We start from the raw sequence: 25,612 nt of genomic DNA, 5'->3' as shown, positions 1-25,612 counted from the left end.
TCAGTTAAGAAAAACTTAATCATGTAAGCATAACGCGTTTGTCGGCCATTGCACGAGAGCTCTACAGTTAGCTTCCTTACCGTTCACAAGGAGTCAATCATGCGTGTTATCGACTGTGGTCGCCTGCTACTGCTTGCCGCCCTCTGGGGTGCCAGCTTTCTGTTTATGCGCATCACCACCCCGGCTTTCGGCGCGGTAAACAGCGCCTTTCTGCGCGTGCTGTTCGCCGCCGTCGCTTTAGGGTTGCTGGCCGGCGCGCGCGGAAAATGGGGCGGGTATGAGGGTAAATTCATCGCCACTCTGAAGCTGGGGGTCATCAATTCCGGCCTCCCTTTTCTGATGTACTGCCTTGCCGCGCAATGGCTACCGGCAGGGTACTCCGCCACGCTCAACGCCACGGCGCCGATGATGGGGGTGCTGATTGGCGCACTCTGCTTTGCGGAACCGCTGACCCTGCGCAAAGGCGCTGGCGCGGCGCTGGGCGCTATTGGCGTGGCGGTGATCGCGCGCCCGACTACCGGCCTCGGCGCCGCCCAGCTGCTGCCGGGCGTCGGCGCCTGTCTGACCGCCACCGCCTGCTATGGCCTGGCCGGCTTTCTGACCCGCCGCTGGATCCAACAGCGCGGCGGCCTCGAAGCGGAGCGCGTCGCGTTGGGCAGCCAAATCGGCGCCACGCTGTTTTTATGCCCCTTCTTTCTCTGGTCCTGCGGGCATGGGCTGGCTGTGGACTGGGGTCAGGGCCTGCCGTGGATGGCAATGCTTATGCTGGGTGTCGTCTGCACGGCGGCACGGTATATCCTCTATTTCCGCCTGATCGCTGATATTGGACCGCTGCGTTCACTGTCCGTGACCTTTTTGATCCCGCCTTTTGCGGTGCTGTGGGGCTATCTTTTTCTTGGAGAGATTGTGGAGAGTGGGTTAATTCTCGGCGCGCTGCTGGTCTGCGTGGCGCTGTGGATGATGGTCGTGCCGTCGAGGAGAAAAGACAGGATACCAGGCGGCGCATGAGGCACCGCCCGGCAGGTAGTGTCAGAGAAACGGCCTCACGTCGCCCACGCCTTCGCGCAGCACCACCGGGGTATCTTCCGTCAGGTCGATAACCGTGGTCGGCTGCTGCCCCAGGAAACCGCCGTGGATAATGAGGTCCACGACTTTCTCCAGACGATCTTTGATCTCTTCCGGGTCGGATTCGGTAAAGTCGCTGCCGGGCAGCATCAGCGAGGTAGAGAGCATCGGTTCGCCTAAGGTCTCAAGCAACGCCTGAGCGATGGGGTTGGACGGGACGCGCATACCAATGGTTTTACGCTTCTCCTGCAACAGCCGGCGCGGTACCTCTTTCGTTCCTTTGAGGATAAAGGTGTAGTTGCCCGGGGTATTGTTTTTCATCAGGCGAAACGCCACGTTGTCCACAAAGGCGTAGGTTGACAGTTCGGACAGGTCGCGGCACATCAGGGTGAAGTTGTGGCCGTCCGGCAGCTGACGGATGCGGCAGATCCGCTCCATCGCGCCCTTGTCTTCAATTTTGCAGCCCAGCGCGTAGCCGGAGTCGGTAGGATATACGATCACCCCGCCCTTACGCACAATCTCCACCGCCTGGTTAATCAACCGCGCCTGCGGGTTATCCGGATGGATATAAAAAAACTGGCTCATACTTCCCTCTCAATTTTTATTCGGCGGCCGCTTCCCAACTGTGCCAGACGCCTTCCACGCCGGCAGGAAGCCAGAGCTTACGGCCAAGTTCGATCCACGCGCAGGGCTGATGAAAATCGGATCCCTGCGACGCCAGAAGACCAAACTGCACGGCCAGGGTGGCCAGCTGGGCGCGTTCATGGGGCGCCTGCTGACACTGGGCCACTTCCATGGCATCACCGCCCTGCTCGCTAAAGTGGGCCAACAGCCGCTTAAGCCACTTGGCGGAAAGATCGTAACGCCCGGGATGGGCTATCACCGCCTTACCGCCAGAATGATGAATGACATCAATCGCTTGTTTTATTGTACACCACTGCGGCGGCACGTAACCGGTTTTCCCGCGGGCAAGGTATTTTTTGAAGACCTCCGCCATGTTCTTCGCGTGGCCGGCCTCCACCAGAAAACGGGCAAAATGGCCGCGGGTGACGGCGCCACCGTCCGCTAGCCGCAGCGCCCCTTCCCAGGCGCCGGGGATGCGCGCCTTCTCCAGACGCTCGGCAATCATCTGGCCGCGCTGCTGGCGCCGCGCTTTCTGCTCCTCCAGCAGGGCGGTCATCGCAGGGTGCGCAATATCAATATTGAGACCCACAATATGAATCTCGTGATTCTCCCAGAGGGTGGAAATCTCGACGCCGTTCACCAGGGTCAAGGGTAATCCGGCGCGGGCGATCTCCTCCCGGGCCGCGGGGATCGCCGCCACGCTGTCATGGTCGGTGATCGCCAGCGTGCCTACGCGCATTTCATGGGCGCGATGGACCAGTTCCTGCGGAGTCAGCCGCCCGTCAGAGGCGGTGGTATGGCTGTGCAGATCGTAAATCACTGCGTATTGGCTGTCGCTCAAAAGGACTCCTGCTGGACATCAACGTAAATAAGCGCATTATCATACCGACAGGCAGAGAAAATCTGCAAACAAGGGTTGACTTTATTCCATTGAACTAGTTAACTAGTACGCAAGTTCACATGAAGGGGTATCACGATGAAAATGCACTTTATCACTCTGCACAGCTGGTGGCGCACCTCCTGATAACGGGCGGCGTGATCGCGTTTTGCATTCAGCATACAGATACCCGGCCCGCCAATGAGCGGGCTTTTTATTGGACAAAATAATACGAACAGGCGAGAACAATAATGCAAACATCCAAACCGGCACTCGAGCTTCTCACCAGCGACGCCATCTACCGGGAGAACCCGACGGCGTTATTCCACCAACTATGCGGTGCCCGTCCGGCCACGCTGCTGCTGGAATCGGCTGACATCGACAGCAAAGATGACTTAAAAAGCCTGCTGCTGGTGGACAGCGCGCTGCGCATCACCGCTCTCGGTGACACTGTCACCATTCAGGCCCTCTCCGCCAACGGCGCCGCGCTGCTGGAGCTGCTGGACGGCGCGCTGCCCTCCGGGATCGCCAATCAGCGCCAGCCCAACGGCCGGATCCTGACCTTCCCGGCGGTCAGTTCCCTGCTCGATGAAGACGCCCGCCTCTGCTCGCTGTCAGTGTTTGACGCCTTCCGTCTCCTGCAGGAGCTGGTGACCGTCCCTGCCAACGAGCGTGAAGCGATGTTCTTCGGCGGCCTGTTCGCCTATGACCTGGTGGCCGGCTTTGAAGATCTGCCGCCGCTGCAGAGCGACACCGCCTGCCCGGACTACTGCTTCTATCTGGCGGAGACCCTGCTGGTCATCGACCATCAGACCAAGCATACCCGCATCCAGGCAAGCCTGTTCACGCCGCTGGAGAGTGAAAAACAGCGCCTGGAGCAGCGCCTGAGCCAGCTGCGCCAGCAGCTGAACGAGCCACCGGCGCCGCTACCGGTTACCACCGTGGCCGAAATGCGCTGCGACGTTGACCAGAGCGATGAAGAGTACGGCGCGGTGGTGCGCAAAATGCAGCGCGCGATCCGCGCCGGGGAAATCTTCCAGGTGGTCCCTTCCCGCCGCTTCTCGCTGCCCTGCCCGTCGCCGCTGGCCGCCTATGATGTGCTGAAGAAGAGCAACCCCAGCCCGTACATGTTCTTTATGCAGGACAACGATTTCACCCTGTTCGGCGCCTCGCCGGAAAGCTCGCTGAAGTATGATGCCGTCAGCCGTCAGATTGAGATCTACCCCATCGCCGGCACCCGGCCGCGCGGCCGCCGCGCCGACGGCTCGCTGGATCGCGATCTCGACAGCCGTATCGAACTGGAAATGCGTACCGATCACAAAGAGCTTTCCGAGCACCTGATGCTGGTGGACCTGGCGCGCAACGATCTGGCCCGCATCTGTTCCCCGGGCAGCCGCTATGTCGCCGATTTAACCAAGGTTGACCGTTACTCCTTCGTGATGCATCTGGTCTCCCGGGTGGTGGGTGAACTGCGTCAGGATCTCGATGTGCTGCACGCTTACCGCGCCTGCATGAACATGGGCACTCTCAGCGGCGCGCCGAAGGTTCGCGCCATGCAGCTGATTGCCGCCGCCGAAGGTAAACGACGCGGCAGCTACGGCGGCGCGGTGGGCTATTTCACTGCCCACGGCGACCTCGACACCTGCATCGTCATCCGTTCCGCCTACGTGCAGGAGGGTATCGCTACCGTCCAGGCCGGAGCCGGCATTGTGCTCGACTCGGTTCCCCAGTCGGAAGCGGATGAGACCCGAAATAAAGCCCGCGCGGTGCTGCGCGCCATTGCCCAGGCCCATCACGCGAAGGAGATTTTCTGATGGCTGACATTCTGCTGCTCGATAATATCGATTCTTTCACCTATAACCTGGCAGACCAGCTGCGCGCCAACGGCCATAACGTGGTGATTTACCGTAACTCCGTTCCGGCGCAGGCGCTGATTGAGCGTCTGGGCACCATGGACAATCCGGTGCTGATGCTCTCCCCTGGCCCGGGTACGCCAAGCGAAGCCGGCTGCATGCCGGAATTGCTGACCCGCATGCGGGGCAAGCTGCCGATCATCGGCATCTGCCTCGGCCACCAGGCCATTGTCGAAGCCTACGGCGGCTATGTCGGCCAGGCGGGCGAGATCCTTCACGGTAAAGCCTCCAGCATTGAGCACGACGGCCAGGCGATGTTTGCCGGTCTGGCTAACCCGCTGCCGGTGGCGCGCTACCACTCGCTGGTCGGCAGCAATATTCCCGCCGGGCTGACGATTAACGCCAATTTCAATGGCATGGTGATGGCGGTGCGTCACGATGCGGATCGGGTGTGCGGCTTCCAGTTCCACCCGGAATCGATCCTCACCACCCAGGGCGCGCGACTGCTGGAGCAGACCCTGGCCTGGGCGCTGCAGAAGCTGGAGCATACCAACACCCTCCAGCCGATCCTTGAGAAGCTGTACCAGGCGGAAACCCTGAGCCAGCAGGAGAGCCACCAGCTGTTCTCCGCCGTCGTGCGCGGCGAAGTGAAGCCTGAACAGCTGGCCGCCGCGCTGGTCAGTATGAAAGTGCGCGGCGAGCAGCCGCAGGAAATTGCCGGCGCCGCCACCGCGCTGCTGGAAAACGCCGCGCCGTTCCCGCGCCCGGACTACCTGTTTGCCGACATCGTCGGCACCGGTGGCGACGGCAGCAACAGCATTAATATCTCCACCGCCAGCGCGTTTGTCGCCGCTGCCTGTGGATTGAAAGTGGCGAAGCACGGCAACCGCAGCGTTTCCAGTAAATCAGGCTCTTCTGACCTGCTGGCGGCCTTCGGCATTAATCTCGATATGAACGCCGATAAATCCCGCGCGGCGCTCGATGAGCTGGGCGTCTGCTTCCTGTTCGCGCCGAAGTACCACACCGGTTTCCGCCACGCGATGCCGGTCCGTCAGCAGCTGAAGACCCGTACTCTGTTTAACGTGCTGGGCCCGCTGATCAACCCGGCGCATCCACCGCTGGCGCTGATTGGCGTCTACAGCCCGGAACTGGTGTTGCCGATTGCGGAAACCTTGCGCGTACTCGGTTATCAGCGCGCTGCCGTGGTGCACAGCGGCGGGATGGATGAAGTCTCGCTGCATGCGCCCACGGTGGTCGCCGAGCTGCATAACGGGGAAATTAAAAGCTATCAGCTGACCGCCGACGATTTCGGCCTGACGCCTTACCATCAGGCGCAGCTGGCGGGCGGCACGCCGGAAGAAAACCGTGACATTCTGACGCGCTTGCTACAAGGTAAAGGTGAAGCCGCTCACGAAGCCGCCGTCGCCGCCAACGTCGCCATGTTGATGCGTTTACACGGGCATGAAGATCTGAAAGCTAACGCTCAGCAGGTACTGGATGTGCTGCACAGCGGCGCGGCCTATGACAGAGTGACCGCCTTAGCGGCAAGAGGGTAAAGAATGCAGACCGTTTTAGCAAAAATCGTTGCCGACAAAGCGATTTGGGTGGAAGCCCGCAAACAACAACAACCGTTAGCCAGTTTTCAGAATGAGGTCGTCCCGACGCAGCGCAATTTCTATGACGCGCTGGCCGGCACCCGCACCGCGTTTATTCTCGAGTGCAAAAAGGCTTCGCCGTCGAAGGGGTTGATTCGCGAAGATTTCGATCCGGCGGCGATCGCCAGCATCTACAAACACTACGCCTCGGCGATCTCGGTGCTGTGTGATGAGAAATATTTCCAGGGCAGCTTCGATTTTCTGCCGATTGTCAGCAAGGTCGCGCCGCAGCCGATCCTGTGTAAGGACTTCACCATCGACCCTTACCAGATCTACCTGGCGCGCTACTATGAGGCCGACGCCTGCCTGCTGATGCTGTCGGTGCTCGACGATGAACAGTATCGTCAGCTCTCGGCGGTGGCTCACAGCCTGAATATGGGCGTGCTCACAGAAGTCAGCAATGATGAGGAGCTGGAGCGCGCCATCGCCCTGAAGGCGAAGGTGGTGGGCATCAACAACCGCGACCTGCGCGATATGTCGATTGACCTCAACCGCACCCGTCAGCTGGCGGCGCGTCTCGGCCCGGATGTCACGGTGATCAGCGAATCCGGCATCCATACCTATGCCGAAGTGCGTGAGCTGAGCCACTTCGCCAATGGCTTCCTGATCGGCTCCGCCCTGATGGAGCAGGCGGATCTGGAAGCGGCGGTCAAGCGCGTGCTGCTCGGCGAGAACAAAGTGTGCGGCCTGACGCGCCCGCAGGATGCGCAGGTGGCCTGGGAGTCCGGCGCCATTTACGGTGGCCTGATCTTCGTCCCGACCTCGCCGCGGGCGGTAAATGATGCCCAGGCCAAAGCGGTGATCGCCGCCGCGCCGCTGCAGTACGTCGGCGTCTTCCGCAATGCGCCGCTGGACGAGGTGGTCGCCCGCGCCCAGGCCCTGGGGCTGGCCGCCGTGCAGCTGCACGGTGATGAAGACCAGGCCTATATCGACGCGCTGCGCGACGCCCTCGCGGATAACGTCCGTATCTGGAAGGCGTTGAGCGTTGGCGAAACCTTGCCGTCCCGTACACTCCGCCATGTCGATAAGTATCTGCTCGACAACGGCCAGGGCGGCAGCGGCCAGCGTTTTGACTGGAGCCTGCTGCAGGGCCAGGACCTGCGCAACGTCATGCTGGCGGGCGGCCTCGGCGCCGATAACTGTGTGGAAGCGGCCAAAAGCGGCTGTGCCGGACTCGATTTCAATTCAGGCGTAGAGTCGCAACCCGGGATTAAAGACGCCAGCAAGCTGGCCTCCGTATTCCAGACGCTGCGCGCATATTAAGGAGCAATAATGAGCACTTTACTGAACCCCTACTTCGGCGAATTCGGCGGCATGTATGTGCCGCAGATCCTGATGCCCGCCCTGCGCCAGCTGGAAGAGGCCTTTGTCAGCGCGCAGAAGGACCCGGCCTTTCAGGCGGAATTCACCGACCTGCTGAAAAACTACGCCGGTCGTCCGACGGCGCTGACCAAATGCCGGAACCTGACCGAAGGGACCCGCACTACCCTGTACCTGAAACGCGAAGATCTGCTGCACGGCGGCGCGCACAAAACCAACCAGGTGCTGGGCCAGGCTCTGCTGGCCAAACGGATGGGCAAAACCGAAATTATCGCCGAGACCGGCGCCGGTCAGCACGGCGTCGCCTCAGCGCTGGCCAGCGCCCTGCTCGGTCTGAAATGCCGTATCTACATGGGCGCCAAGGACGTCGAGCGCCAGTCGCCGAACGTCTTCCGTATGCGCCTGATGGGCGCCGAGGTGATCCCGGTGCACAGCGGCTCCGCCACGCTGAAAGATGCCTGTAACGAGGCGCTGCGCGACTGGTCCGGTAGCTACGAGAAGGCGCACTATATGCTGGGCACCGCCGCCGGTCCGCACCCGTTCCCGACCATCGTGCGTGAATTCCAGCGCATGATCGGCGAAGAGACCAAAGCGCAGATCCTCGAAAAAGAGGGCCGTCTGCCGGACGCGGTGATCGCCTGCGTCGGCGGCGGGTCAAACGCCATCGGCATGTTCGCTGATTTTATCGAGGAAACCCGCGTCGGCCTGATCGGCGTGGAGCCTGCCGGGCACGGTATCGAAAGCGGGGAGCACGGCGCGCCGCTGAAGCATGGTCGTGTGGGGATCTACTTCGGGATGAAGTCGCCGATGATGCAAACCGCCGACGGCCAGATCGAGGAATCTTATTCCATTTCCGCCGGGCTGGACTTCCCGTCCGTTGGGCCGCAGCACGCGTTTCTTAACAGCACCGGGCGCGCCGACTATGTGTCGATCACCGATGACGAAGCGCTGGAGGCGTTTAAAGCGCTCTCCCGCCACGAAGGGATCATCCCGGCGCTGGAGTCCTCTCACGCTCTGGCCCATGCGCTGAAAATGATGCGCGAGAACCCGGAAAAAGAGCAGCTGCTGGTGGTTAACCTCTCCGGCCGCGGCGATAAAGACATTTTCACCGTACACGACATCCTGAAAGCGCGAGGGGAAATCTGATGGAACGCTATGAGACGCTGTTTGCCCAACTGAAAAACCGCCAGGAAGGCGCTTTCGTCCCCTTTGTCACCCTTGGCGATCCGGGACCGGAGCAGTCGCTGAAAATTATCGATGCGCTGATCGAAGGCGGCGCCGATGCCCTTGAGCTGGGGATCCCCTTCTCCGACCCGCTGGCGGACGGCCCGACCATCCAGGGCGCGGCCTTGCGCGCCTTCGCTGCGGGGGTAACCCCGGCGCAGTGCTTTGAGATGCTGGCGGCGATCCGCCAGAAGCATCCAACGATCCCAATCGGCCTGCTGATGTACGCCAACCTCGTCTTCAGCCCGGGTATCGATGAGTTCTATGCCCAGTGCGCCCGCGTCGGCGTCGACTCGGTGCTGGTAGCCGACGTGCCGGTGGAAGAGTCCGCCCCGTTCCGCCAGGCGGCGATGCGCCATAACATCGCGCCAATTTTCATTTGCCCGCCCAACGCGGATGACGATTTACTGCGCCAGATCGCCTCTTATGGCCGCGGCTACACCTATCTGCTGTCGCGCGCCGGGGTGACGGGAGCGGAAAATCGCGCTGCGCTGCCGCTGCACCATCTGGTGGAGAAGCTGGCGGAATATCACGCTGCGCCGCCGCTGCAGGGCTTTGGCATCTCCGCGCCGGAGCAGGTAAGCGCCGCCATTGACGCCGGGGCCGCCGGGGCGATCTCCGGTTCCGCCATCGTCAAAATCATCGAACGTCATCTTGATGAGCCGCAAACCATGCTCGACGAGCTGAAAGCCTTCGTCCAGAGCCTGAAGGCGGCGACCAAAACCGCCTGACCGTCAGCCGCCTGGCATCGCGCCAGGCGGCGATGATTTCTGCAAACTGTCGGCGTATTTGCGCGTTAAGCGAAACAGCGCCTGCACTTCATCTTCCGGCCACTGCGCCAGCACCTGATTCATTAACCGCCGCCGCGCGACGGCGATCCTGTCGATCATCTGTTGTCCCCTGGCGCTAAGCGTCACTTCGCTGATCCGTCGGTCATGACGGTTCGGTTGCTTACCGGCAAGCCCCTGGGCTTCCAGTTTCTTCACCTGACGACTGACGGTGGTGTAATCGCGCCCTAAATGATCCGCCAGCTCAACCACCCCCACCGGGCCATAGCGCCCTACCGCCACCAGCAGCGGAAACAGCATCTGTTCCAGCTTGACGCCAGCTGCCTGGAGGATCTGCTCGTCGCGCACCGGCTGGTTCATCACGCTGATGATATCCAGCAGCGCGCCGTGAAAGTCGGTAATGTCGTAGCCATTATGTGCATCTTGCATGTATTAATTTTCCGCGTATAGTGCTGCAAAACAATATGTGTATTTTACACATAATTCCCGACAGGAGATAATTTATGAAAGCAGGCGTGGTTTTTGATCTCGCAGAAGGCCCGGTTTGGGCCGATTTCATCGAGCCGCAGCCCGCGCCCGGCCAGACGCTTATTGACGTCCGCGCCGCCGCGATGAGCCATGTGGTCAAGGCCCGGGCATCAGGACGCCATTACAGCTTCGACGGCAATCTGCCTTTTGTACCCGGTATCGATGGCGTCGGCACTACATCCCAGGGCCAACGCGTCTACTTCGCCTTCCCCACTGCCCCCTTCGGCAGTATGGCGCAGCGGGCGCCGGTCGCCCTGCAAAATTGCCTGCCGCTGCCGGATGAGCTCGATGATATCCCGGCGGCGGCGATGGCCAACCCCGGCATGTCCGCGTGGGCGTCTCTGGTGACTCGCGCCCAGCTTCAGGCCGGCGAAACGGTGCTGATTAACGGCGCCACCGGCAGCGCCGGTCAGCTGGCGGTGCAGATTGCCCGCTACCTGGGCGCAAAAAAAATCATTGCGACCGGACGCAATGCGCAGTCGCTGGCGGCGATCGGCGCCGATGAATGTATTCAGTTAACTGCGGATGATAAGACGTTAACTGCACAGTTTTCAGCTGTCAGCGCCGCGCAGATCGATGTGGTCATCGATTATCTGTGGGGACACAGCGCGGAATTATTATTGCCGGCCCTGGCCAAATATACCCCGGCCGGCAGGCCGGTGCGCTATGTGCAAGTGGGGTCCCTGGCTGGGGCCGATATCGCGTTAAATGGCGCGGTTCTGCGTTCCGCACCGCTCCTGCTGATGGGCAGCGGGATCGGTAGCCTGACGATGCCGCAGCTGCTGGCGGCGACCGGCGAAATGCTGCAGGCGGCGGTGCCGGGGAAATTGACCATCGCCACCACCCCGCGGCCACTGCAGGAGATCGCGGAGGCCTGGCCGCAGGACGACAGCCAGAAGCGTACGGTTTTCACCCTCGGATAAAAAATCGCTTCCGCACAAAAGATGGGGTTGATATCTTAAATGAGAAATATTATCTTTCTCATCACTGAATAGTTGAGTAAATAACTCAGGTATTCAGTACGACATTGCTCACATTGCTTCCAGTATTTTTGCCCGCACTTGTGCGGGCTTTTTTTTACTCGCGACACACCTCTTGCACCCGCTGCCGCAGCCAGCGGTGGCCGGGGCCTGCTCCAGGCGCGGACGCGACACCTGCGACACCGTAATCACCCCGGTGCTGACCGGCAGCGGATCAAGGGCCGCCAGCAAATTAAAATCGGGATCGTTCATTATCGCTCCAGTCGCCAGACAGGGCGTTTGCTGCAAGATATGAGTGCACTGGCGGCGTCTTCCGCCCGATCTCGGGCCTGATTATAGTGAAGACCTCCTTTCTGCAGCGAGAGACATCATGAAATCCGATCAGCACAACACTATCCTCATCGTCGGCGCCTCGCGCGGCCTTGGCCATGCTATGGCGGCGACGTTCCTGCAGCACGGCTGGGAGGTCATCGGCACCGTGCGCGATTTATCATCCCACACGCCGCTCCACGACCTGGCCAAGATGCATCCCCTGCGGCTACGCCTGGCGACGCTCGACATCCGCGATGAAGCCCAGCTGGCCGCGCTGCAGGCGACGCTTCCCCCGGCAAGCCTCGATATGCTGTTTGTCAACGCCGGTACCACCAATCGTGACCCATCGCAGACCATTGGCGACGTCTCCACCGAGGAGTTTTACCAGGTGATGCTCACTAACGCCCTGGCGCCGATGCGGGTTATCGAGCGCCTGCAGCAGGCGGTTAAACCGCAGGGTCTGCTCGGCGTGATGTCCTCCGGCCAGGGGAGTCTGACCAATAACCTTACCGGCCAGCGGGAACTCTATCGCGGGAGTAAAGCTGCGCTGAATATGTTCATGCGCAGCTTCGCCGCTCGCCCTTCCTCTGCCTCCCATCCACTGGTGGTGATGGCCCCGGGATGGATCCGTACCGAGCTCGGCGGGGCAGATGCCCCGCTGACCATCGAAGAGACGATCCCACGCCTGGTGAACGTCCTGCTCGACAAACGGCAACGTCCGGGACTGGAGTATCTCGATTACCAGGGCCGTACCGTGCCCTGGTGATCCGTGCCGGAACAACCATCAGAGGGCCGCCCGGAAGTTAACCCCGCCCGGCGCGGCTTGCTACCGACCTTATTCTGCAGCACTTTCCCTATATTCCCGCTTTATCGTTCAAAAAATGTGAATTATGTAAATCGAAGTGAAGAAAGTTGTTTTAAGGTCAACTTTTCTGTGTAAATATTAAGGCGAATGATAACTATTCTTTTTATCATTTATAGAATCACGCCGGGTCAGCGCAAGCCAGACGACGAATAACGTCGCTTTTGCGCGGCGTGATATGTGCTAATAACAAAAAATAAGCCTGCATTTATCATGGAAAAAAACGCTTCTCTGCCGTTTGGCAGTTTCAACTCATTGGCATTGTTTACGGGTCTGTGTCTGGGAGCCGCGCCGGCAACCGGCATGGCAGCCGAAAAATCAGTCAAAAATAATGAAGAGACGCTGGTGGTGGAAGCCTCCCCGCCTTCGCTTTATTCTCCCGGAGCCTCCGTCGATCCCAAGTTCAATAAACCACTGGTGGATACCACTCGCACCATCACCGTGATCCCCGAACAGGTCATTAAAGATCAGGGCGTCACCAACCTGACTGACGCCCTCAAAAACGTCCCCGGCGTCGGGGCGTTTTACGCCGGGGAGAATGGCAGCTCAACCACCGGGGACGCCATCTTTATGCGCGGCGTGGACACCTCCAACAGTATTTATGTCGACGGCATTCGCGATATCGGCAGCGTGACGCGGGATACCTTCAATACCCAGCAGGTGGAAGTCATCAAAGGGCCCGCCGGCACGGACTATGGCCGCAGCGCCCCTTCCGGCTCGATCAATATGATCAGCAAGCAGCCGCGCCTTGACTCCGGGATCGACGGATCCGCCAGCATCGGCAGCGCCTGGTCGCGTCGGGGTACCCTTGACCTTAACCAGGCCTTCGGCGACAACGCCGCGTTTCGCCTCAACCTGATGGGCGAAAAAACCCACGACGCCGGCCGGGATAAGATTGAGAACGAGCGCTACGGCATTGCCCCGTCCCTGGCCTTCGGCCTCGATACGCCCACCCGTCTGTATCTGAACTATCTCCACGTCCGGCAGAATAACACCCCGGATGGCGGGATCCCCACCGTCGGCCTGCCGGGCTATTCGGCGCCTTCGCCGAAGTATGCCGCCCTCAATTCCGCCGGTAAGGTCGATACCAGCAATTTCTATGGCACCGACTCCGATTACGATAAATCCACCACCGACAGCGGCACCCTGCGCTTTGAACACGATCTGACGGACAATACCACCGTGCGCAATACCACCCGCTGGTCGCGTGTGAAGCAGGAGTATCTCCTGACCGCGGTGATGGGCGGCGCGAGCAATATCACCGCCCCCGACATCAATGACGTCAATACCTGGAGCTGGTCACGTCTGGTTAATACCAAAGATGTCAGCAACCGCATTCTGACCAACCAGACCAATATCACTTCGACCTTCAATACCGGTTCGATAGGCCATGACGTCAGTGCCGGCGTGGAGTTTACCCGGGAAAACCAGACTAACTATGGCGTCAACGCCCTGACCGCTCCGGCGGTGAATCTCTATCATCCGGTGAGCAGCCTGTCGATTGGCGGGCTGGACAGAAACGGGGCGAACGCCAACGGCCAGACCGATACCTTCGGTATCTATGCCTTTGATACGCTGGCGCTGACCGATCGGGTTGAGGTCAACGGTGGGCTGCGTCTCGACAGTTACCATACCAAATATGACAGCGCCACCGCCTGCGGCGGCAGCGGACGCGGGGCTGTCGCCTGCCCGCCAGGACAGTCGACCGGCAGCCCGGTCACCACTGTCGATACCGCTAAATCCGGTAACCTGGTTAACTGGAAGGCCGGGGCGCTGTATCGCTTAACCGAGCAGGGCAATATCTACGTCAACTATGCCATCTCGCAGCAACCGCCGGGGGGCAGCAGCTTCGCGCTGGCTGCCAGCGGTAGCGGCAACAGCGCCAACCGGACCGACTTTAAACCGCAGAAAGCGAAATCCAGCGAACTGGGCACCAAGTGGCAGATCCTCGACAAGCGCCTGCTGCTCAGCGCGGCGTTATTCCGCACCGATATTGAAAACGAAGTGGCCGCCAACGATGACGGAACCTGGTCGCAGTACGGCAAAAAGCGCGTGGAAGGCTATGAGCTCTCCGCAACCGGGAACCTGACCCCGGACTGGACAATCATCGCCGGCTACACCCAGCAACATGCCACGGTGACAGAGGGTCAGAATGTGGCGCAGGATGGCTCTTCCGCGCTGGCCTACACCCCGAAACATGCCTTTACGCTGTGGACGCAGTATCAGGCAACCAGCGATCTGTCCGTCGGCGGCGGCGTGCGCTATGTCGGAAGCCTGCGCCGGGGCAGCGATGGCGCGGTGGGTACCCCGGATCACACCGAGGGCTATTGGGTCGCCGACGCCAAACTGGGCTATCGGGTCAACAGCAATCTCGATCTGCAGCTCAATATGTACAACCTGTTTGATACCGATTACGTGGCTTCCATCAACAAGAGCGGCTATCGCTATCATCCGGGCGAACCCCGTACCTTTATGTTGACGGCGAATGTCCATTTCTGAGTCTGTACGTGGGGCCATCGCGCCCCACCTTTTTGAGAGAACACCGCAATGATGTATCACATTCCTGACGTGCTGACGGCGGACCAGGTGGCTGAATATGGCCGCCTGCTGGCGCAGGCCGAATGGGTTGACGGGCGGGTTACCGTCGGCAGCCAGGGGGCGACCGTCAAACAAAACCAGCAGATCGATACCCGCACGCCGCTGTATGCCCGTCTGCAGGCAGCCGTACTCGACGCGCTGCGCGGCCATCCGCAGTTTTTTTCCGCCGCGCTGCCGCGGACAATTTCCGCGCCGTTGTTTAATCGCTACGGGCCGGGAGAGACCTACGGTTTTCATGTCGATGGCGCGGTGCGCCAGAACGGCGAGGCGGGCTGGATGCGGACCGACCTCTCGGCGACGCTGTTCCTCTGCGAGCCGGAAAGCTATGAAGGGGGCGAACTGGTGATTGAAGATACCTATGGCCAGCACCGGGTGAAGCTCCCGGCCGGACATCTGGTGCTCTATCCCGCCAGTAGTCTGCACTGCGTCACCCCGGTCACCGGCGGGGTTCGCCAGGCCTCTTTCCTGTGGATCCAGTCGATGGTCCGCGACGATAAGCAGCGCGCGATGCTCTACGACCTGGACCGCACGATCCAGTCTCTCAAAACCCGCTTTGGCGACGGGGAAGAGGTCCTCTCCCTGCTCAATATGTATCACAACCTGCTGCGCCAGTGGACTGAAGTGTGATCCGCAGGCGAAGGTTTATCGCAGGGAGGGGTGAGGAGGCAACAGACTGGCCGTCCGCTGGCCAGTTTGCAGCAGGCGTTAGAACCGATAGCCTGCGGAGAACATAAACACCCACGGATCCAGGCGGGTGCTGACTTTCTGGTCCACGCCGCCGGCTTTGAATTTCACATCGGTATCGATATCCATGTACCACACCGACATATTCAGCAGCCAGTCACGGTTAATCAGGTAATCGAGGCCGACCTGTCCTGCCGCACCCCAGGAGTCCTTCAGGCTCAGATCGGAAAGCCCGGCCGCCTTGCCGGTATCGTTAAAGTCTTCATTAAAGAAGGTGGTGTAGTTAATCCCCGCCCCCACGTACGGACGCACCTTGCTTTGCGCATCGCCAAAGTACCACTGCGCCATCAGGGTGGGTGGCAACTGATGGACGGTAGCGATGGTGCCGGTTGGCCCGGTACCAACCTTATGGCGGAACGGCGTAGCCGCCAGCAGTTCCACACCGATGTTATCGGTCGCCATATAGGTAAAGGTTAAACCCAGCTGAGTATTGTTACTGACGTTGAAACTGCCAAGACTGCCCAGCACATTGTCAGAGCCTTCCGTCGGTCGGACGGTGGCGGTCCCGGCACGAATGAAAAATTCACCCGCTTCATGCGCCCAGACGCTGCCGGTAGTAAGAGTGCTTAGAATCAATGCCGCCGCTGCTAACTTCTTCATATCCACTTCCTCATTATGGTTTTTCAGCGCGGCCAAATATACCTATAACGAGTTACGTTTGATCTGTTTTAGATCACACTAAAACCTTAGATTTAACATTTATTGATCCAGATTAATTTTTGATACCGATCGCAATACGCTAAATCCTTCGCACATCAATTTTCACTTTTCGCAAAAAAAATTATTTCTGCCCCTCTTGCCGCCGCTGAGGCGGCTGGATAAGTTAACTGCCGACAATCTGTGTTGATGCGTTTTTTTCAGGTGTAATTATGAGTGAAATCAACCCGTGCATGACGTGCGGTGCCTGTTGTGCGTATTTTCGAGTCTCTTTCTACTGGGCGGAAGCCGACGACGCGGGCGGCCTGGTGCCCGCCGCGCTGACCGAGCCGCTGACCCCCTTCCTGCGCTGTATGAGCGGCACTAATCAACGTCAGAGCCGCTGTGCGGCGCTATCGGGCGAGATCGGCGACGCCGTCCACTGCACTATCTATGAAAACCGTCCTTCGCCATGTCGCGAATTCGCCATGTCCGGGGAAAACGGCGAGGAAAACGACGCCTGCAACCGGGCGCGAGCGCGCTATGGGCTGCCGCCATTGCGGCCTCTTTACAAAGATATACCTGCCCTGACCGGCGCAGAGAGTGCTACGACGGAAGGATTTGCGGTACAATCGCCGGCTAGTTAACACCTGCGACACTCAAGGAGAATGCATGTCTATCACGGCGAAGTCCGTCTACCGTGACACCGGGAATTTTTTTCGTAATCAGTTCATTACCATTCTGCTGATTGCGCTGTTGTGCGCGTTCATTACGGTAGTACTTGGCCATGCCTTTTCACCCAGCGACGAGCAGCTGTCGATACTCAGCGAAGGCGACAACCTCGCCGGTAGCGCAGGCCTGTTCGAACTGGTGCAGAATATGACGCCGGAGCAGCAGCAGGTTCTGCTGCGCGCCTCGGCAGCATCAACCTTCTCGGGTCTGGTGGGCAATGCGATCCTCGCCGGCGGCGTCCTGCTGCTCATCCAGCTGGTCTCTGCCGGTCATCGTGTCAGCGCCCTGCGCGCCATCGGCGCCTCGGCGCCGGTGCTGCCAAAGCTGCTGCTGCTGATCCTCTTCACCACTTTCCTGGTGCAGATGGGGATGATGTTAGTGCTGGTGCCCGGCGTCCTGTTGGCCATTGTGCTGGCCTTTGCGCCGATCATGCTGGTGCAGGACAAAATGGGCATCCTCGGCGCCATGCGCAGCAGCATGCGCCTGGCGTGGGCCAATCTGCGGCTGGTGGCGCCGGCCATTATCGGTTGGCTGGTGGCGAAAACTCTGCTGTTACTGTTTGCTTCCAGCTTTGCCGCCCTGACGCCAAACGTCGGCGCGGTGGTGATTAATACCCTCAGCAACCTGATTTCCGCCCTGTTGCTGATCTATTTATTCCGCGTGTATATGCTTATCCGTAGCTAATTTTAACCTGGACCGGGGAATTTCCCGGTCCGTCCTGACAGACGGGATCGATGTATGAAGCAGTTTCTGGATTTTTTACCGCTGGTGGTCTTCTTCGCCTTCTACAAGCTTTACGATATCTACGCCGCCACCACGGCGCTGATTGTGGCGACCGCCATCGTGCTGATCTACAGCTGGGTGCGCTACCGTAAAATCGAAAAAATGGCGCTGATCACCTTCGTGCTGGTGGCCGTCTTCGGTGGATTAACCCTCTTCTTCCACAATGATGAGTTCATTAAATGGAAGGTGACGGTGATCTATGCGCTGTTCGCCGGCGCGCTGCTGTTCAGCCAGTGGGTGATGAAAAAGCCGCTTATCCAGCGCATGCTGGGTAAAGAGCTGACCCTGCCGCAGCAGGTCTGGTCGCGCCTTAACCTGGCCTGGGCGGCGTTTTTTATCCTCTGCGGACTGGCTAATATCTATATCGCCTTCTGGTTGCCGCAGAATATCTGGGTTAACTTTAAGGTCTTCGGTTTAACTGCCCTCACGCTGGTCTTTACCTTGCTGAGCGGGATCTACATCTACCGTCATATGCCGCAGGACGACCACCACTAACGCCTCCACCGGCGCGCCACCCGCGCGCCGCGCTCGCCCCGGGTACCCTTGCTGCGCTGGCCAACCGTCCCTGCCACCACCACCTCCGCGCGTAACCTGACAGCTTCCCGGCCCCACAGCGCAGGCTCCCTTCACGATTTCAATCGGCAGCGTAAAAAATTGCGCTAATTGTGAGGATTTTATGGAGATTCATTTCGTTACATTGTAATGATAATTGTTATCATTAATATTCTCGATCTCATTTTGAATTGTTTTGAAAAGGATATTTACATGAGATCGCCGCAATATTATGTCCCCACGATCCTGGCGCTGGTCATATCCAGTCTCCTTGCCCCTAACGCCTTTGCAGAAGAGTCAGAACAAGATACCGAAACAATGATTGTGCGCAGTACGGCGGAAGAGGCGCTCAAGCAACAGCCCGGGGTGTCGATTATCACGGCAGATGATATTGCAAAACAGCCACCGGTCAACGATCTCTCAGACATCATCCGTAAAATGCCCGGGGTGAATTTGACCGGCAACAGCGCCAGCGGTAGTCGGGGCAACAACCGCCAGATTGATATCCGCGGCATGGGGCCGGAGAACACCCTGATCCTGATAGATGGGGTACCGGCCACGTCACGTAACTCGGTTCGCTATAGCTGGCGCGGCGAACGCGATACCCGGGGCGACAGCAACTGGGTCCCTGCCGAGATGGTCGAGCGAATTGAAGTCCTCCGCGGCCCGGCAGCCGCGCGTTATGGTTCCGGTGCGGCCGGCGGAGTGGTCAACATTATTACCAAACGCCCGACCAACAACTGGCACGGTTCCCTGTCTTTTTTTACCAATCAGCCGGAAAACAACAAGGAAGGCACGACTAATCGCGCTAACTTCAATCTCAGCGGCCCACTGGCCGGCGAAGCGCTGACAATGCGCCTGTATGGCAATATCAATAAAACGGAACCCGACGCCTGGGATATTAACCATGCGCAAAACGGCTCCTACGCTGCGGGACGCGAAGGGGTACGCAATAAAGATATTAACGCCCTGCTGTCATGGAAAATGACCCCGCAACAAATTCTCGATTTCAGCTACGCCTATAGCCGTCAGGGGAATATCTATGCCGGTGATACCCAGTACAGCAACGGCAATCTTAGCCCGAACGGGCTGGTGGATTCCCTGTACGGCCACGAAACGAATCGCCTCTATCGCCAGTCCTGGGGATTGACCTACAACGGTCTTTGGGATTGGGGCCAGTCCAAAGCGGGGGTTTACTACGAGAAAACCAACAATACCCGCCTGCAGGAAGGCTCCACCGGCCGCGTCGAAGGCATGATCAACAGTGAGGATTATGCCACCAGCCGACTGGAATCCTGGCGTACTACCTCCGAATTCAATGTGCCTTTCTTCTGGCTGGCGGATCAGACGCTGACGCTGGGCATGGAATGGAACCATGATCAGCTCGACGACCCGGCATCGATGCAGGCCACTAACAGCAATGGGGAGACTATCCCTGGGACCTCCGGCGACCCTGCGCAACGTCGTACCAAAAACAGCGCCACCCTCACCGGTATCTATCTGGAGGATAATATCGAAGCCGTGCCCGGCACCAACCTGATCCCCGGCATTCGTTTCGATTATCATAATCAGTTTGGCAGCAACTGGAGCCCAAGCCTCAATTTGTCTCAGGCGCTGGGCGATATGTTCACGCTGAAGGCCGGTATCGCGCGGGTGTTTAAAGCGCCTAACCTCTATCAATCCAGTGAAGGCTATCTGCTCTCCACCCGCGGCAACGGTTGTCCAAACACTATCGCCGAAGGCAGCTGCTATCTGCTGGGCAACCCTGACCTCGACCCGGAAATCAGTATTAACAAAGAGATCGGTATCGAATTTAACCTTAATGGCTACGCTGCCGGGGTCACCTGGTTCCGCAACGATTACAAAAACAAAATCGTCTCCGGAACCGAGGTGCTGGGCTATACCTCCAGCGGCAATAATATCCTGCAATGGCAGAACGGCGGCAAAGCAGTAGTCGAGGGGCTGGAAGGCAATATGCTGATCCCGGTGCTGGCTGATATCCTAAGCTGGCGGACCAATGCCACCTGGATGTTCAAATCTGAAAGTAAAGAGACAGGCAACCCGCTGTCGGTTATCCCGAAATATACCGTTAACACGATGCTCGACTGGCAGGTAAACGACGCCCTGTCTGCGAATGTCAACTGGACGCTTTATGGCCGTCAGAAGCCGCGTCAGTATGCAGAGATCCGCAACGAAACCGGAACCCTTGCTACCACCGAGGTTGGCGCCTATTCCATCGTGGGGATCGGCACCCAGTATCAGCTCAACCGGGATATTCGCCTGAATGCCGGCATAAGTAACCTCTTTGATAAGCAACTGTATCGCGAAAATGCCGGCGCCTCGACCTACAATGAGCCTGGACGCGCGTATTACGCCGGAGTGACCCTCTCTTTCTGAACCACTGCGCCCGCCTCCGCGGGCGCCAGCCCTATTCTCTCTACGCCGTTTTCATAGTAGCATCCCGCTGATCGTCTTTGACCACAACAGAGTAGAGCATGACAACAACAGATCTCGCCCCGAAGGGCGAAATGGTTTTACGCACCCTGGCAATGCCGGCAGATACCAATGCCAACGGGGACATTTTTGGCGGCTGGCTGATGTCGCAGATGGATATCGGCGGCGCCATTATGGCCAAAGAGATCGCCCAAGGTCGCGTGGTGACCGTGCGCGTGGATGGGATGACCTTTTTACGCCCGGTGGCCGTAGGCGACGTGGTGTGCTGCTATGCCCGCTGCGTGAAGCGCGGCAATACCTCAGTGACCATTAACATCGAAGTGTGGGTGAAAAAAGTCTCTTCAGAACCGATTGGCCAGCGCTACAAGGCGACGGAAGCGCTGTTTATCTACGTTGCCGTCGATAATCAGGGTAAACCCCGCCCTCTGCCGGCCGAATAAGATGGCGCCCGGCTAACCGGGCACCTGGCTTAGAGAAAGCCCAGCAGCGAGAAGAAGAAGTAGCCGATAACAATCACCATCACCGGCAGCACGTACAGCGGGAAATACTGCACCAGGATCGTATGTCGCGGCACCACAATGCGTTCGGCGAGCTGCTCGCGAGTTAACCCTTCCGCGCCTTTCGCCTGCTCGAGGATCAGCTGATCCTCAATCCCCTCGCGGAGAAATTTCGCCTGCCGCGCCATCCGCGCGCCGGAGGCCTGCAGCGCCATGCCGACGAACACCAGAATGAAGATAATCCAGAAGCCGATGTTCAGGCTATGGTGAAAATCCGGCAGCGGTGAGTTGTACCAGAAAAAGTTCAGGAACGGCGTGTTAAAGCGCATCATCTCAATCATGACGTGCGCAAAATCCATCATCACCGCGTCAATGCCGGGTTTCTTTTCACTGTGCTCATACATAAATTTGAGGACAGAAATCAGCGTCGACAGCACGGCGGGAATAAAGATGACCCATCCCAAAATACGTTTGATGACCGCAATGCGTCCAGCTTGTTGGTACGTCATGAGTTCCCCTTGTTAAAGACGCGTTAGTGGTTCGCCTGCCGCCCGTTGCGTGGCGCAGGCGCCCCTCGCTTACCCGAATGTGTCGGGTATAAGTCTATCTTCCACGGCGAATTTCGCCCAATAACGCGCGGTATGATATACCATGAATGCCGATTCGTTTATCTGATTACGCAACAGGAGAAGGACATATGTCAGCGAAGCGCCGCATTGAGGCTGCGATTTTTGATATGGACGGGTTGCTGATTGACTCTGAGCCGCTTTGGGATCAGGCGGAGGTCGAGGTCATGGAGAGCCTGGGGGTGGATACCCGCCGCCGCGATGAACTGCCCGACCTGCTGGGTCTGCGAATCGACCTGGTGGTGGATCTGTGGTACGCGCAGCAGCCGTGGCGCGGCGTTGACCGCACAGAAGCCACCGCGCGCATTATCCGTCGCGCCATCGAACTGGTGGAAGCCTCACGTCCGCTGCTGCCGGGGGTGCGCGAGGCGGTGGCCCTGTGCAAAGCCCAGGGGTTGAAGGTAGGGCTGGCCTCAGCCTCGCCGCTGGTGATGCTGGAGAAAGTGCTCAATATGTTCGAGCTGCGCGACCAGTTTGATGCCCTCGCCTCGGCGGAGCATCTGCCCTGGAGCAAACCGCACCCGCAGGTGTATCTCAACTGCGCCGCCGCCCTCGGGGTCGACCCACAGCGCTGTGTCGCGCTGGAGGACTCGGTCAACGGCATGATCGCCAGCAAAGCTGCGCGCATGCGCGCTATCGTCGTGCCGGAAGCAGAGAACAGCCGCGACCCGCGCTTCGTGCTGGCGGACGTCAAGCTGCCGTCACTGCAGGCCCTGACCGTCGAGGCGCTGCTCGGGTAAGACCGCTGGCGGGTGACGCGATCGCCGCCACCCGCCAGCAAAGAAAATCAAAACATCGTTTCATTTTAATTGTAATTTTGTTTTCCTACCTCTATGCTGGGTACAGGTGGCGTTATCGTACGCCTGAAGATCAGCACACAGAGGTGAATATGGTACTGAACGCCTTCGACCTGACGGGTAAGGTCGCCATCGTGACCGGTTGCGATACCGGCCTGGGACAGGGAATGACGCTGGGCCTGGCGCAGGCCGGATGCGATATCGTCGGCATCAACCGCAAAATTCCCCACGACACTGCCGCGCAGGTTCAGGCGCTGGGCCGCCGCTTTCATGCCATTCAGGCGGATCTCAGCCAACAGGATGATATGACCGTTTTGGTCGACCAGGCGATGGCGGCGATGGGCCGGGTCGATATTCTGGTCAACAACGCCGGGATTATCCGCCGCCATGATGCCCTGACCTTCACGGAAAGTGACTGGGATGCGGTGATCGATCTGAATCTGAAAGCAGTTTTTTTCCTCTGCCAGGCGGTCGCCAGGCAGTTCATTCGCCAGGGTGAAGGCGGGAAAATCGTTAACATCGCCTCGATGCTCTCGTTTCAGGGCGGGATCCGCGTCCCCTCCTATACCGCCTCGAAAAGCGGCGTGCTGGGGCTGACCCGCCTGCTGGCTAACGAATGGGCTGGTCAGGGTATCAACGTCAACGCCATTGCGCCCGGGTATATGGCCACCAATAACACCCAGGCGCTGCGCGAAGATGAGGAGCGCAACCAGGCAATCCTTGAGCGTATCCCCGCCGGTCGCTGGGGTGTGCCAGATGACCTGCAGGGGCCGGTGGTGTTTCTCGCCTCGTCCGCCGCCGATTATATTCACGGCTATACCCTGGCCGTCGACGGCGGATGGCTGGCGCGCTGAGAATTTGTGACAAAGAGTTACACCGTCACCTCTTCCGTGCACTGTATAAAAACCCTATACTGTATGAATCGACAGTTTAGGGTGTGTTATCATGACGGCGGAAGGCCATCTCTTCTTTTCAATCGCCTGCGCAGTATTTGCCAAAAACGCAGAGTTAACGCCGGTGCTGGCGCAGGGCGACTGGTGGCATATTGTGCCCTCCGCGGTCTTGACCTGCCTGCTGCCGGACATCGATCACCCAAAGTCGTTTCTTGGCCAGCGGCTGAGCTGGATCTCAAAGCCCGTGGCGCGGGCCTTTGGCCACCGCGGCTTCACCCACAGCCTGCTGGCGGTGTTTGGCGCGCTGACGCTATTCTACCTCAAGGTGCCTGACAGCTGGATTGTCCCGGCGGACGCCCTCCAGGGCCTGGTGCTGGGCTATCTCAGCCACATCCTTGCCGATATGCTCACCCCAGCCGGGGTGCCGCTGCTGTGGCCCTGCCGCTGGCGCTTTCGGCTACCGATCCTTGCGCCGCGCAAAGGCAACCAGCTGGAGCGCGCCTTATGTATGGCGCTGTTCATCTATGCCGTCTGGATGCCGCAGACGCTGGCGGACAACACCGCGATACGCTGGTCTTCCGGGGTGATTAATTCCCTGCAGATCACCTTCAATCGCTTCATAAGTCACCAGAGTGGGCGATAAACCGGCAGAAAACACCTTTTGGTTATAACCCATTCCATTTGAATATAAGTCCTTGATAACGCCTTCTGCTAACCTTGCGGTCATAAGAGCTGGTTATCCACCAGCCCGGGTTATAAAAATATCAGGAGAACGGGGATGAACTTTCCATTAATAGCGAACGTAGTCGTGTTCGCCGTATTGTTGTTTGCGCTGGGGCAAACGCGCCATAAACAGTGGAGCCTGGCCAGGAAGGTCCTGGTCGGCCTGGCGATTGGCGTGATCTTTGGTCTGGCGCTACAGCTGATCTATGGGTCTGACAGCCAGGTGCTGAAGGATTCCATCCAGTGGTTTAATATCGTCGGCAACGGTTATGTCCAGCTGCTGCAAATGATCGTTATGCCGCTGGTCTTCGCGTCAATCCTTAGCGCGGTGGCTCGCCTGCACAATGCCTCGCAGCTGGGGAAAATCAGCTTCCTGAGCATCGGGACTCTGTTGTTCACCACCCTGATCGCCGCTCTGGTTGGCGTGCTGGTGACTAACATGTTCGGCCTCACCGCCGAGGGACTGGTCCAGGGCAGCGCGGAGACCGCCCGTCTGAACGCCATTCAGAGCAACTATGTGGGTAAAGTGGCCGATCTCAGCGTCCCGCAGCTGATCCTCTCCTTCGTGCCGAAGAACCCGTTTGCTGACCTGACCGGGGCTAACCCGACCTCGATCATCAGCATCGTCATTTTCTCGGCGTTCCTCGGCGTCGCAGCCCTGAAGCTGCTGAAAGAGGATGTGGAAAAAGGCCAGCGCGTCCTGACCGCCATTGATACCCTGCAGGGCTGGGTGATGAAGCTGGTTCGTCTGGTGATGCAGCTGACCCCTTACGGCGTTCTGGCGCTGATGACCAAAGTGGTTGCCGGGTCGAATCTGCAGGATATCATCAAGCTTGGCGGCTTCGTGGTGGCCTCGTACATCGCGCTGGGCATCATGTTTATCGTCCACGGCCTGCTGCTGGCGATTAACGGCGTCAGCCCGCTGAAGTATTTCCGTAAAGTCTGGCCGGTGATCACCTTCGCCTTCACCAGCCGCTCCAGCGCCGCCTCCATTCCGCTGAACGTGGAAGCGCAGACCCGTCGTCTCGGCGTACCGGAGTCGATTGCCAGCTTCTCCGCTTCCTTTGGCGCCACCATTGGTCAGAACGGCTGCGCCGGTATCTACCCGGCCATGCTGGCGGTGATGGTCGCACCGACCGTAGGCATCAACCCGCTGGATCCGATGTGGATTGCCACCCTCGTGGGCATCGTCACCGTCAGCTCGGCGGGCGTCGCCGGAGTGGGCGGCGGGGCCACCTTCGCCGCGCTGATCGTCCTGCCGGCGATGGGCCTGCCGGTGACCCTCGTGGCGCTGCTGATCTCCGTCGAGCCGCTGATCGATATGGGACGTACCGCGCTGAACGTTAACGGCTCCATGACCGCCGGGACGCTGACCAGCCAGTGGCTGCGCCAGACCGACAAGTCGATTTTCGATAGCGAAGAAGAAGCCGAACTGGCGCATCGCTAAACGGTAAGCACAAAAAAACCGCTGATAATCAGCGGTTTTTTT

At 59.2% G+C, this 25,612-nt stretch carries 25 protein-coding genes and 1 other annotated feature; of the genes, 19 read left to right on the top strand and 6 right to left on the bottom strand.

What is annotated here, in order from left to right; translation table 11 throughout:
- Positions 1-99: 99 nt before the first annotated feature.
- A complete protein-coding gene (locus ABLU73_RS10055) occupies positions 100-1,008 on the top strand; it encodes a DMT family transporter (protein ID WP_348850172.1) in 909 nt (302 codons plus the stop codon).
- Between the two features lie 21 nt (positions 1,009-1,029).
- Here the strand turns inward: ABLU73_RS10055 and ABLU73_RS10050 are convergent, their stop codons facing one another.
- Both ABLU73_RS10050 and rnm read right to left on the bottom strand, forming a co-directional pair.
- Complete coding sequence (locus ABLU73_RS10050; RefSeq protein WP_002901738.1) at positions 1,030-1,650, bottom strand: L-threonylcarbamoyladenylate synthase; 621 nt, start codon at positions 1,648-1,650, stop codon at positions 1,030-1,032.
- Between the two features lie 16 nt (positions 1,651-1,666).
- Positions 1,667-2,530, bottom strand: coding sequence for an RNase AM (gene rnm, locus ABLU73_RS10045; RefSeq protein ID WP_264923537.1), 864 nt, complete (start codon positions 2,528-2,530; stop codon positions 1,667-1,669).
- A gap of 159 nt (positions 2,531-2,689) precedes the next feature.
- Positions 2,690-2,785: a sequence feature (Trp leader region), on the top strand.
- A gap of 32 nt (positions 2,786-2,817) precedes the next feature.
- Between rnm and ABLU73_RS10040 the strand changes: the two genes are divergently transcribed.
- The 5 genes from ABLU73_RS10040 to trpA are packed head-to-tail and all read left to right on the top strand — an operon-like array spanning position 2,818 to position 9,349.
- Positions 2,818-4,380, top strand: a complete 1,563-nt coding sequence (locus tag ABLU73_RS10040; protein ID WP_135712260.1) for an anthranilate synthase component 1 — start codon at positions 2,818-2,820, stop codon at positions 4,378-4,380.
- Complete coding sequence (gene trpD / locus ABLU73_RS10035; RefSeq protein ID WP_004148109.1) at positions 4,380-5,975, top strand: bifunctional anthranilate synthase glutamate amidotransferase component TrpG/anthranilate phosphoribosyltransferase TrpD; 1,596 nt, start codon at positions 4,380-4,382, stop codon at positions 5,973-5,975. The genes ABLU73_RS10040 and trpD overlap by 1 nt, the downstream gene beginning before the upstream one ends.
- 3 nt (positions 5,976-5,978) lie before the next feature.
- Complete coding sequence (gene trpCF / locus ABLU73_RS10030; RefSeq protein ID WP_264923539.1) at positions 5,979-7,337, top strand: bifunctional indole-3-glycerol-phosphate synthase TrpC/phosphoribosylanthranilate isomerase TrpF; 1,359 nt, start codon at positions 5,979-5,981, stop codon at positions 7,335-7,337.
- Positions 7,338-7,346: 9 nt separating this feature from the next.
- Positions 7,347-8,540, top strand: coding sequence for a tryptophan synthase subunit beta (trpB, locus tag ABLU73_RS10025; RefSeq protein ID WP_004203860.1), 1,194 nt, complete (start codon positions 7,347-7,349; stop codon positions 8,538-8,540).
- Positions 8,540-9,349: a tryptophan synthase subunit alpha gene (gene trpA / locus ABLU73_RS10020; RefSeq protein WP_004203859.1), complete on the top strand. Its 810-nt coding sequence runs from the start codon at positions 8,540-8,542 to the stop codon at positions 9,347-9,349. The genes trpB and trpA overlap by 1 nt, the downstream gene beginning before the upstream one ends.
- 3 nt (positions 9,350-9,352) lie before the next feature.
- Here trpA and ABLU73_RS10015 read toward each other — a convergent pair whose 3' ends face one another.
- The gene (locus ABLU73_RS10015) at positions 9,353-9,835 is read right to left on the bottom strand and encodes a MarR family winged helix-turn-helix transcriptional regulator (RefSeq protein ID WP_017898672.1); all 483 of its coding nucleotides are present in this window, start codon (positions 9,833-9,835) and stop codon (positions 9,353-9,355) included.
- Positions 9,836-9,909: 74 nt separating this feature from the next.
- Between ABLU73_RS10015 and ABLU73_RS10010 the strand changes: the two genes are divergently transcribed.
- Complete coding sequence (locus ABLU73_RS10010) at positions 9,910-10,857, top strand: zinc-binding alcohol dehydrogenase family protein (protein WP_048294547.1); 948 nt, start codon at positions 9,910-9,912, stop codon at positions 10,855-10,857.
- A 108-nt stretch (positions 10,858-10,965) separates the two neighbouring features.
- On the opposite strand, the gene ABLU73_RS10005 is transcribed toward ABLU73_RS10010, so the two are convergent.
- Positions 10,966-11,166, bottom strand: a complete 201-nt coding sequence (locus ABLU73_RS10005) for a hypothetical protein (RefSeq protein WP_064183091.1) — start codon at positions 11,164-11,166, stop codon at positions 10,966-10,968.
- 118 nt (positions 11,167-11,284) lie between these two features.
- On the opposite strand from ABLU73_RS10005, the gene ABLU73_RS10000 reads away from it, so the two are divergent.
- From ABLU73_RS10000 to ybiX, 3 genes are all read left to right on the top strand, one after another.
- A complete protein-coding gene (locus tag ABLU73_RS10000; RefSeq protein WP_109938590.1) occupies positions 11,285-11,992 on the top strand; it encodes an SDR family NAD(P)-dependent oxidoreductase in 708 nt (235 codons plus the stop codon).
- A 309-nt stretch (positions 11,993-12,301) separates the two neighbouring features.
- Positions 12,302-14,587, top strand: coding sequence for a catecholate siderophore receptor Fiu (locus ABLU73_RS09995; protein WP_264923540.1), 2,286 nt, complete (start codon positions 12,302-12,304; stop codon positions 14,585-14,587).
- Between the two features lie 48 nt (positions 14,588-14,635).
- Positions 14,636-15,313, top strand: a complete 678-nt coding sequence (gene ybiX, locus ABLU73_RS09990; RefSeq protein WP_048294545.1) for a PKHD-type hydroxylase YbiX — start codon at positions 14,636-14,638, stop codon at positions 15,311-15,313.
- Positions 15,314-15,391: 78 nt separating this feature from the next.
- Here the strand turns inward: ybiX and ompW are convergent, their stop codons facing one another.
- On the bottom strand, positions 15,392-16,030 hold the full coding sequence (gene ompW, locus ABLU73_RS09985) for an outer membrane protein OmpW (protein WP_004203849.1): 639 nt from the start codon (positions 16,028-16,030) through the stop codon (positions 15,392-15,394).
- Positions 16,031-16,299: 269 nt separating this feature from the next.
- On the opposite strand from ompW, the gene ABLU73_RS09980 reads away from it, so the two are divergent.
- From ABLU73_RS09980 to yciA, 5 genes are all read left to right on the top strand, one after another.
- Positions 16,300-16,713 (top strand): YkgJ family cysteine cluster protein, encoded by a 414-nt coding sequence (locus tag ABLU73_RS09980; RefSeq protein ID WP_004203847.1) that lies wholly within the window; start codon positions 16,300-16,302, stop codon positions 16,711-16,713.
- A gap of 25 nt (positions 16,714-16,738) precedes the next feature.
- The gene (locus ABLU73_RS09975) at positions 16,739-17,482 is read left to right on the top strand and encodes a YciC family protein (protein ID WP_004203845.1); all 744 of its coding nucleotides are present in this window, start codon (positions 16,739-16,741) and stop codon (positions 17,480-17,482) included.
- Positions 17,483-17,536: 54 nt separating this feature from the next.
- Entirely contained in the window at positions 17,537-18,076 is a 540-nt protein-coding gene (locus ABLU73_RS09970; protein WP_004203842.1) for a septation protein A, read from the top strand.
- Between the two features lie 270 nt (positions 18,077-18,346).
- Positions 18,347-20,530: a TonB-dependent siderophore receptor gene (locus ABLU73_RS09965; RefSeq protein WP_048295791.1), complete on the top strand. Its 2,184-nt coding sequence runs from the start codon at positions 18,347-18,349 to the stop codon at positions 20,528-20,530.
- 98 nt (positions 20,531-20,628) lie between these two features.
- Positions 20,629-21,027: an acyl-CoA thioester hydrolase YciA gene (yciA, locus tag ABLU73_RS09960; RefSeq protein ID WP_002901629.1), complete on the top strand. Its 399-nt coding sequence runs from the start codon at positions 20,629-20,631 to the stop codon at positions 21,025-21,027.
- A gap of 29 nt (positions 21,028-21,056) precedes the next feature.
- On the opposite strand, the gene ABLU73_RS09955 is transcribed toward yciA, so the two are convergent.
- A complete protein-coding gene (locus ABLU73_RS09955) occupies positions 21,057-21,593 on the bottom strand; it encodes a YniB family protein (RefSeq protein ID WP_004203839.1) in 537 nt (178 codons plus the stop codon).
- Positions 21,594-21,781: 188 nt separating this feature from the next.
- Here ABLU73_RS09955 and hxpB point away from each other — a divergent pair, with 188 nt between their 5' ends.
- From hxpB to ABLU73_RS09935, 4 genes are all read left to right on the top strand, one after another.
- Positions 21,782-22,450, top strand: coding sequence for a hexitol phosphatase HxpB (hxpB, locus tag ABLU73_RS09950; RefSeq protein ID WP_048978141.1), 669 nt, complete (start codon positions 21,782-21,784; stop codon positions 22,448-22,450).
- 149 nt (positions 22,451-22,599) lie between these two features.
- Positions 22,600-23,361 carry a 2-dehydro-3-deoxy-D-gluconate 5-dehydrogenase KduD gene (gene kduD / locus ABLU73_RS09945; protein WP_049093157.1) on the top strand — a complete coding sequence of 254 codons (762 nt, stop codon included), beginning with the start codon at positions 22,600-22,602 and terminating at the stop codon, positions 23,359-23,361.
- A 91-nt stretch (positions 23,362-23,452) separates the two neighbouring features.
- Positions 23,453-24,043, top strand: coding sequence for a metal-dependent hydrolase (locus tag ABLU73_RS09940; RefSeq protein WP_004203834.1), 591 nt, complete (start codon positions 23,453-23,455; stop codon positions 24,041-24,043).
- Positions 24,044-24,178: 135 nt separating this feature from the next.
- Positions 24,179-25,570: an L-cystine transporter gene (locus ABLU73_RS09935; protein ID WP_017898666.1), complete on the top strand. Its 1,392-nt coding sequence runs from the start codon at positions 24,179-24,181 to the stop codon at positions 25,568-25,570.
- Positions 25,571-25,612: the final 42 nt, after the last annotated feature.

This window comes from Klebsiella sp. GG_Kp175, from assembly GCF_040062325.1.
Lineage (GTDB): Bacteria > Pseudomonadota > Gammaproteobacteria > Enterobacterales > Enterobacteriaceae > Klebsiella > Klebsiella quasipneumoniae.
This window is presented reverse-complemented; position numbering and strand designations above follow the sequence as displayed.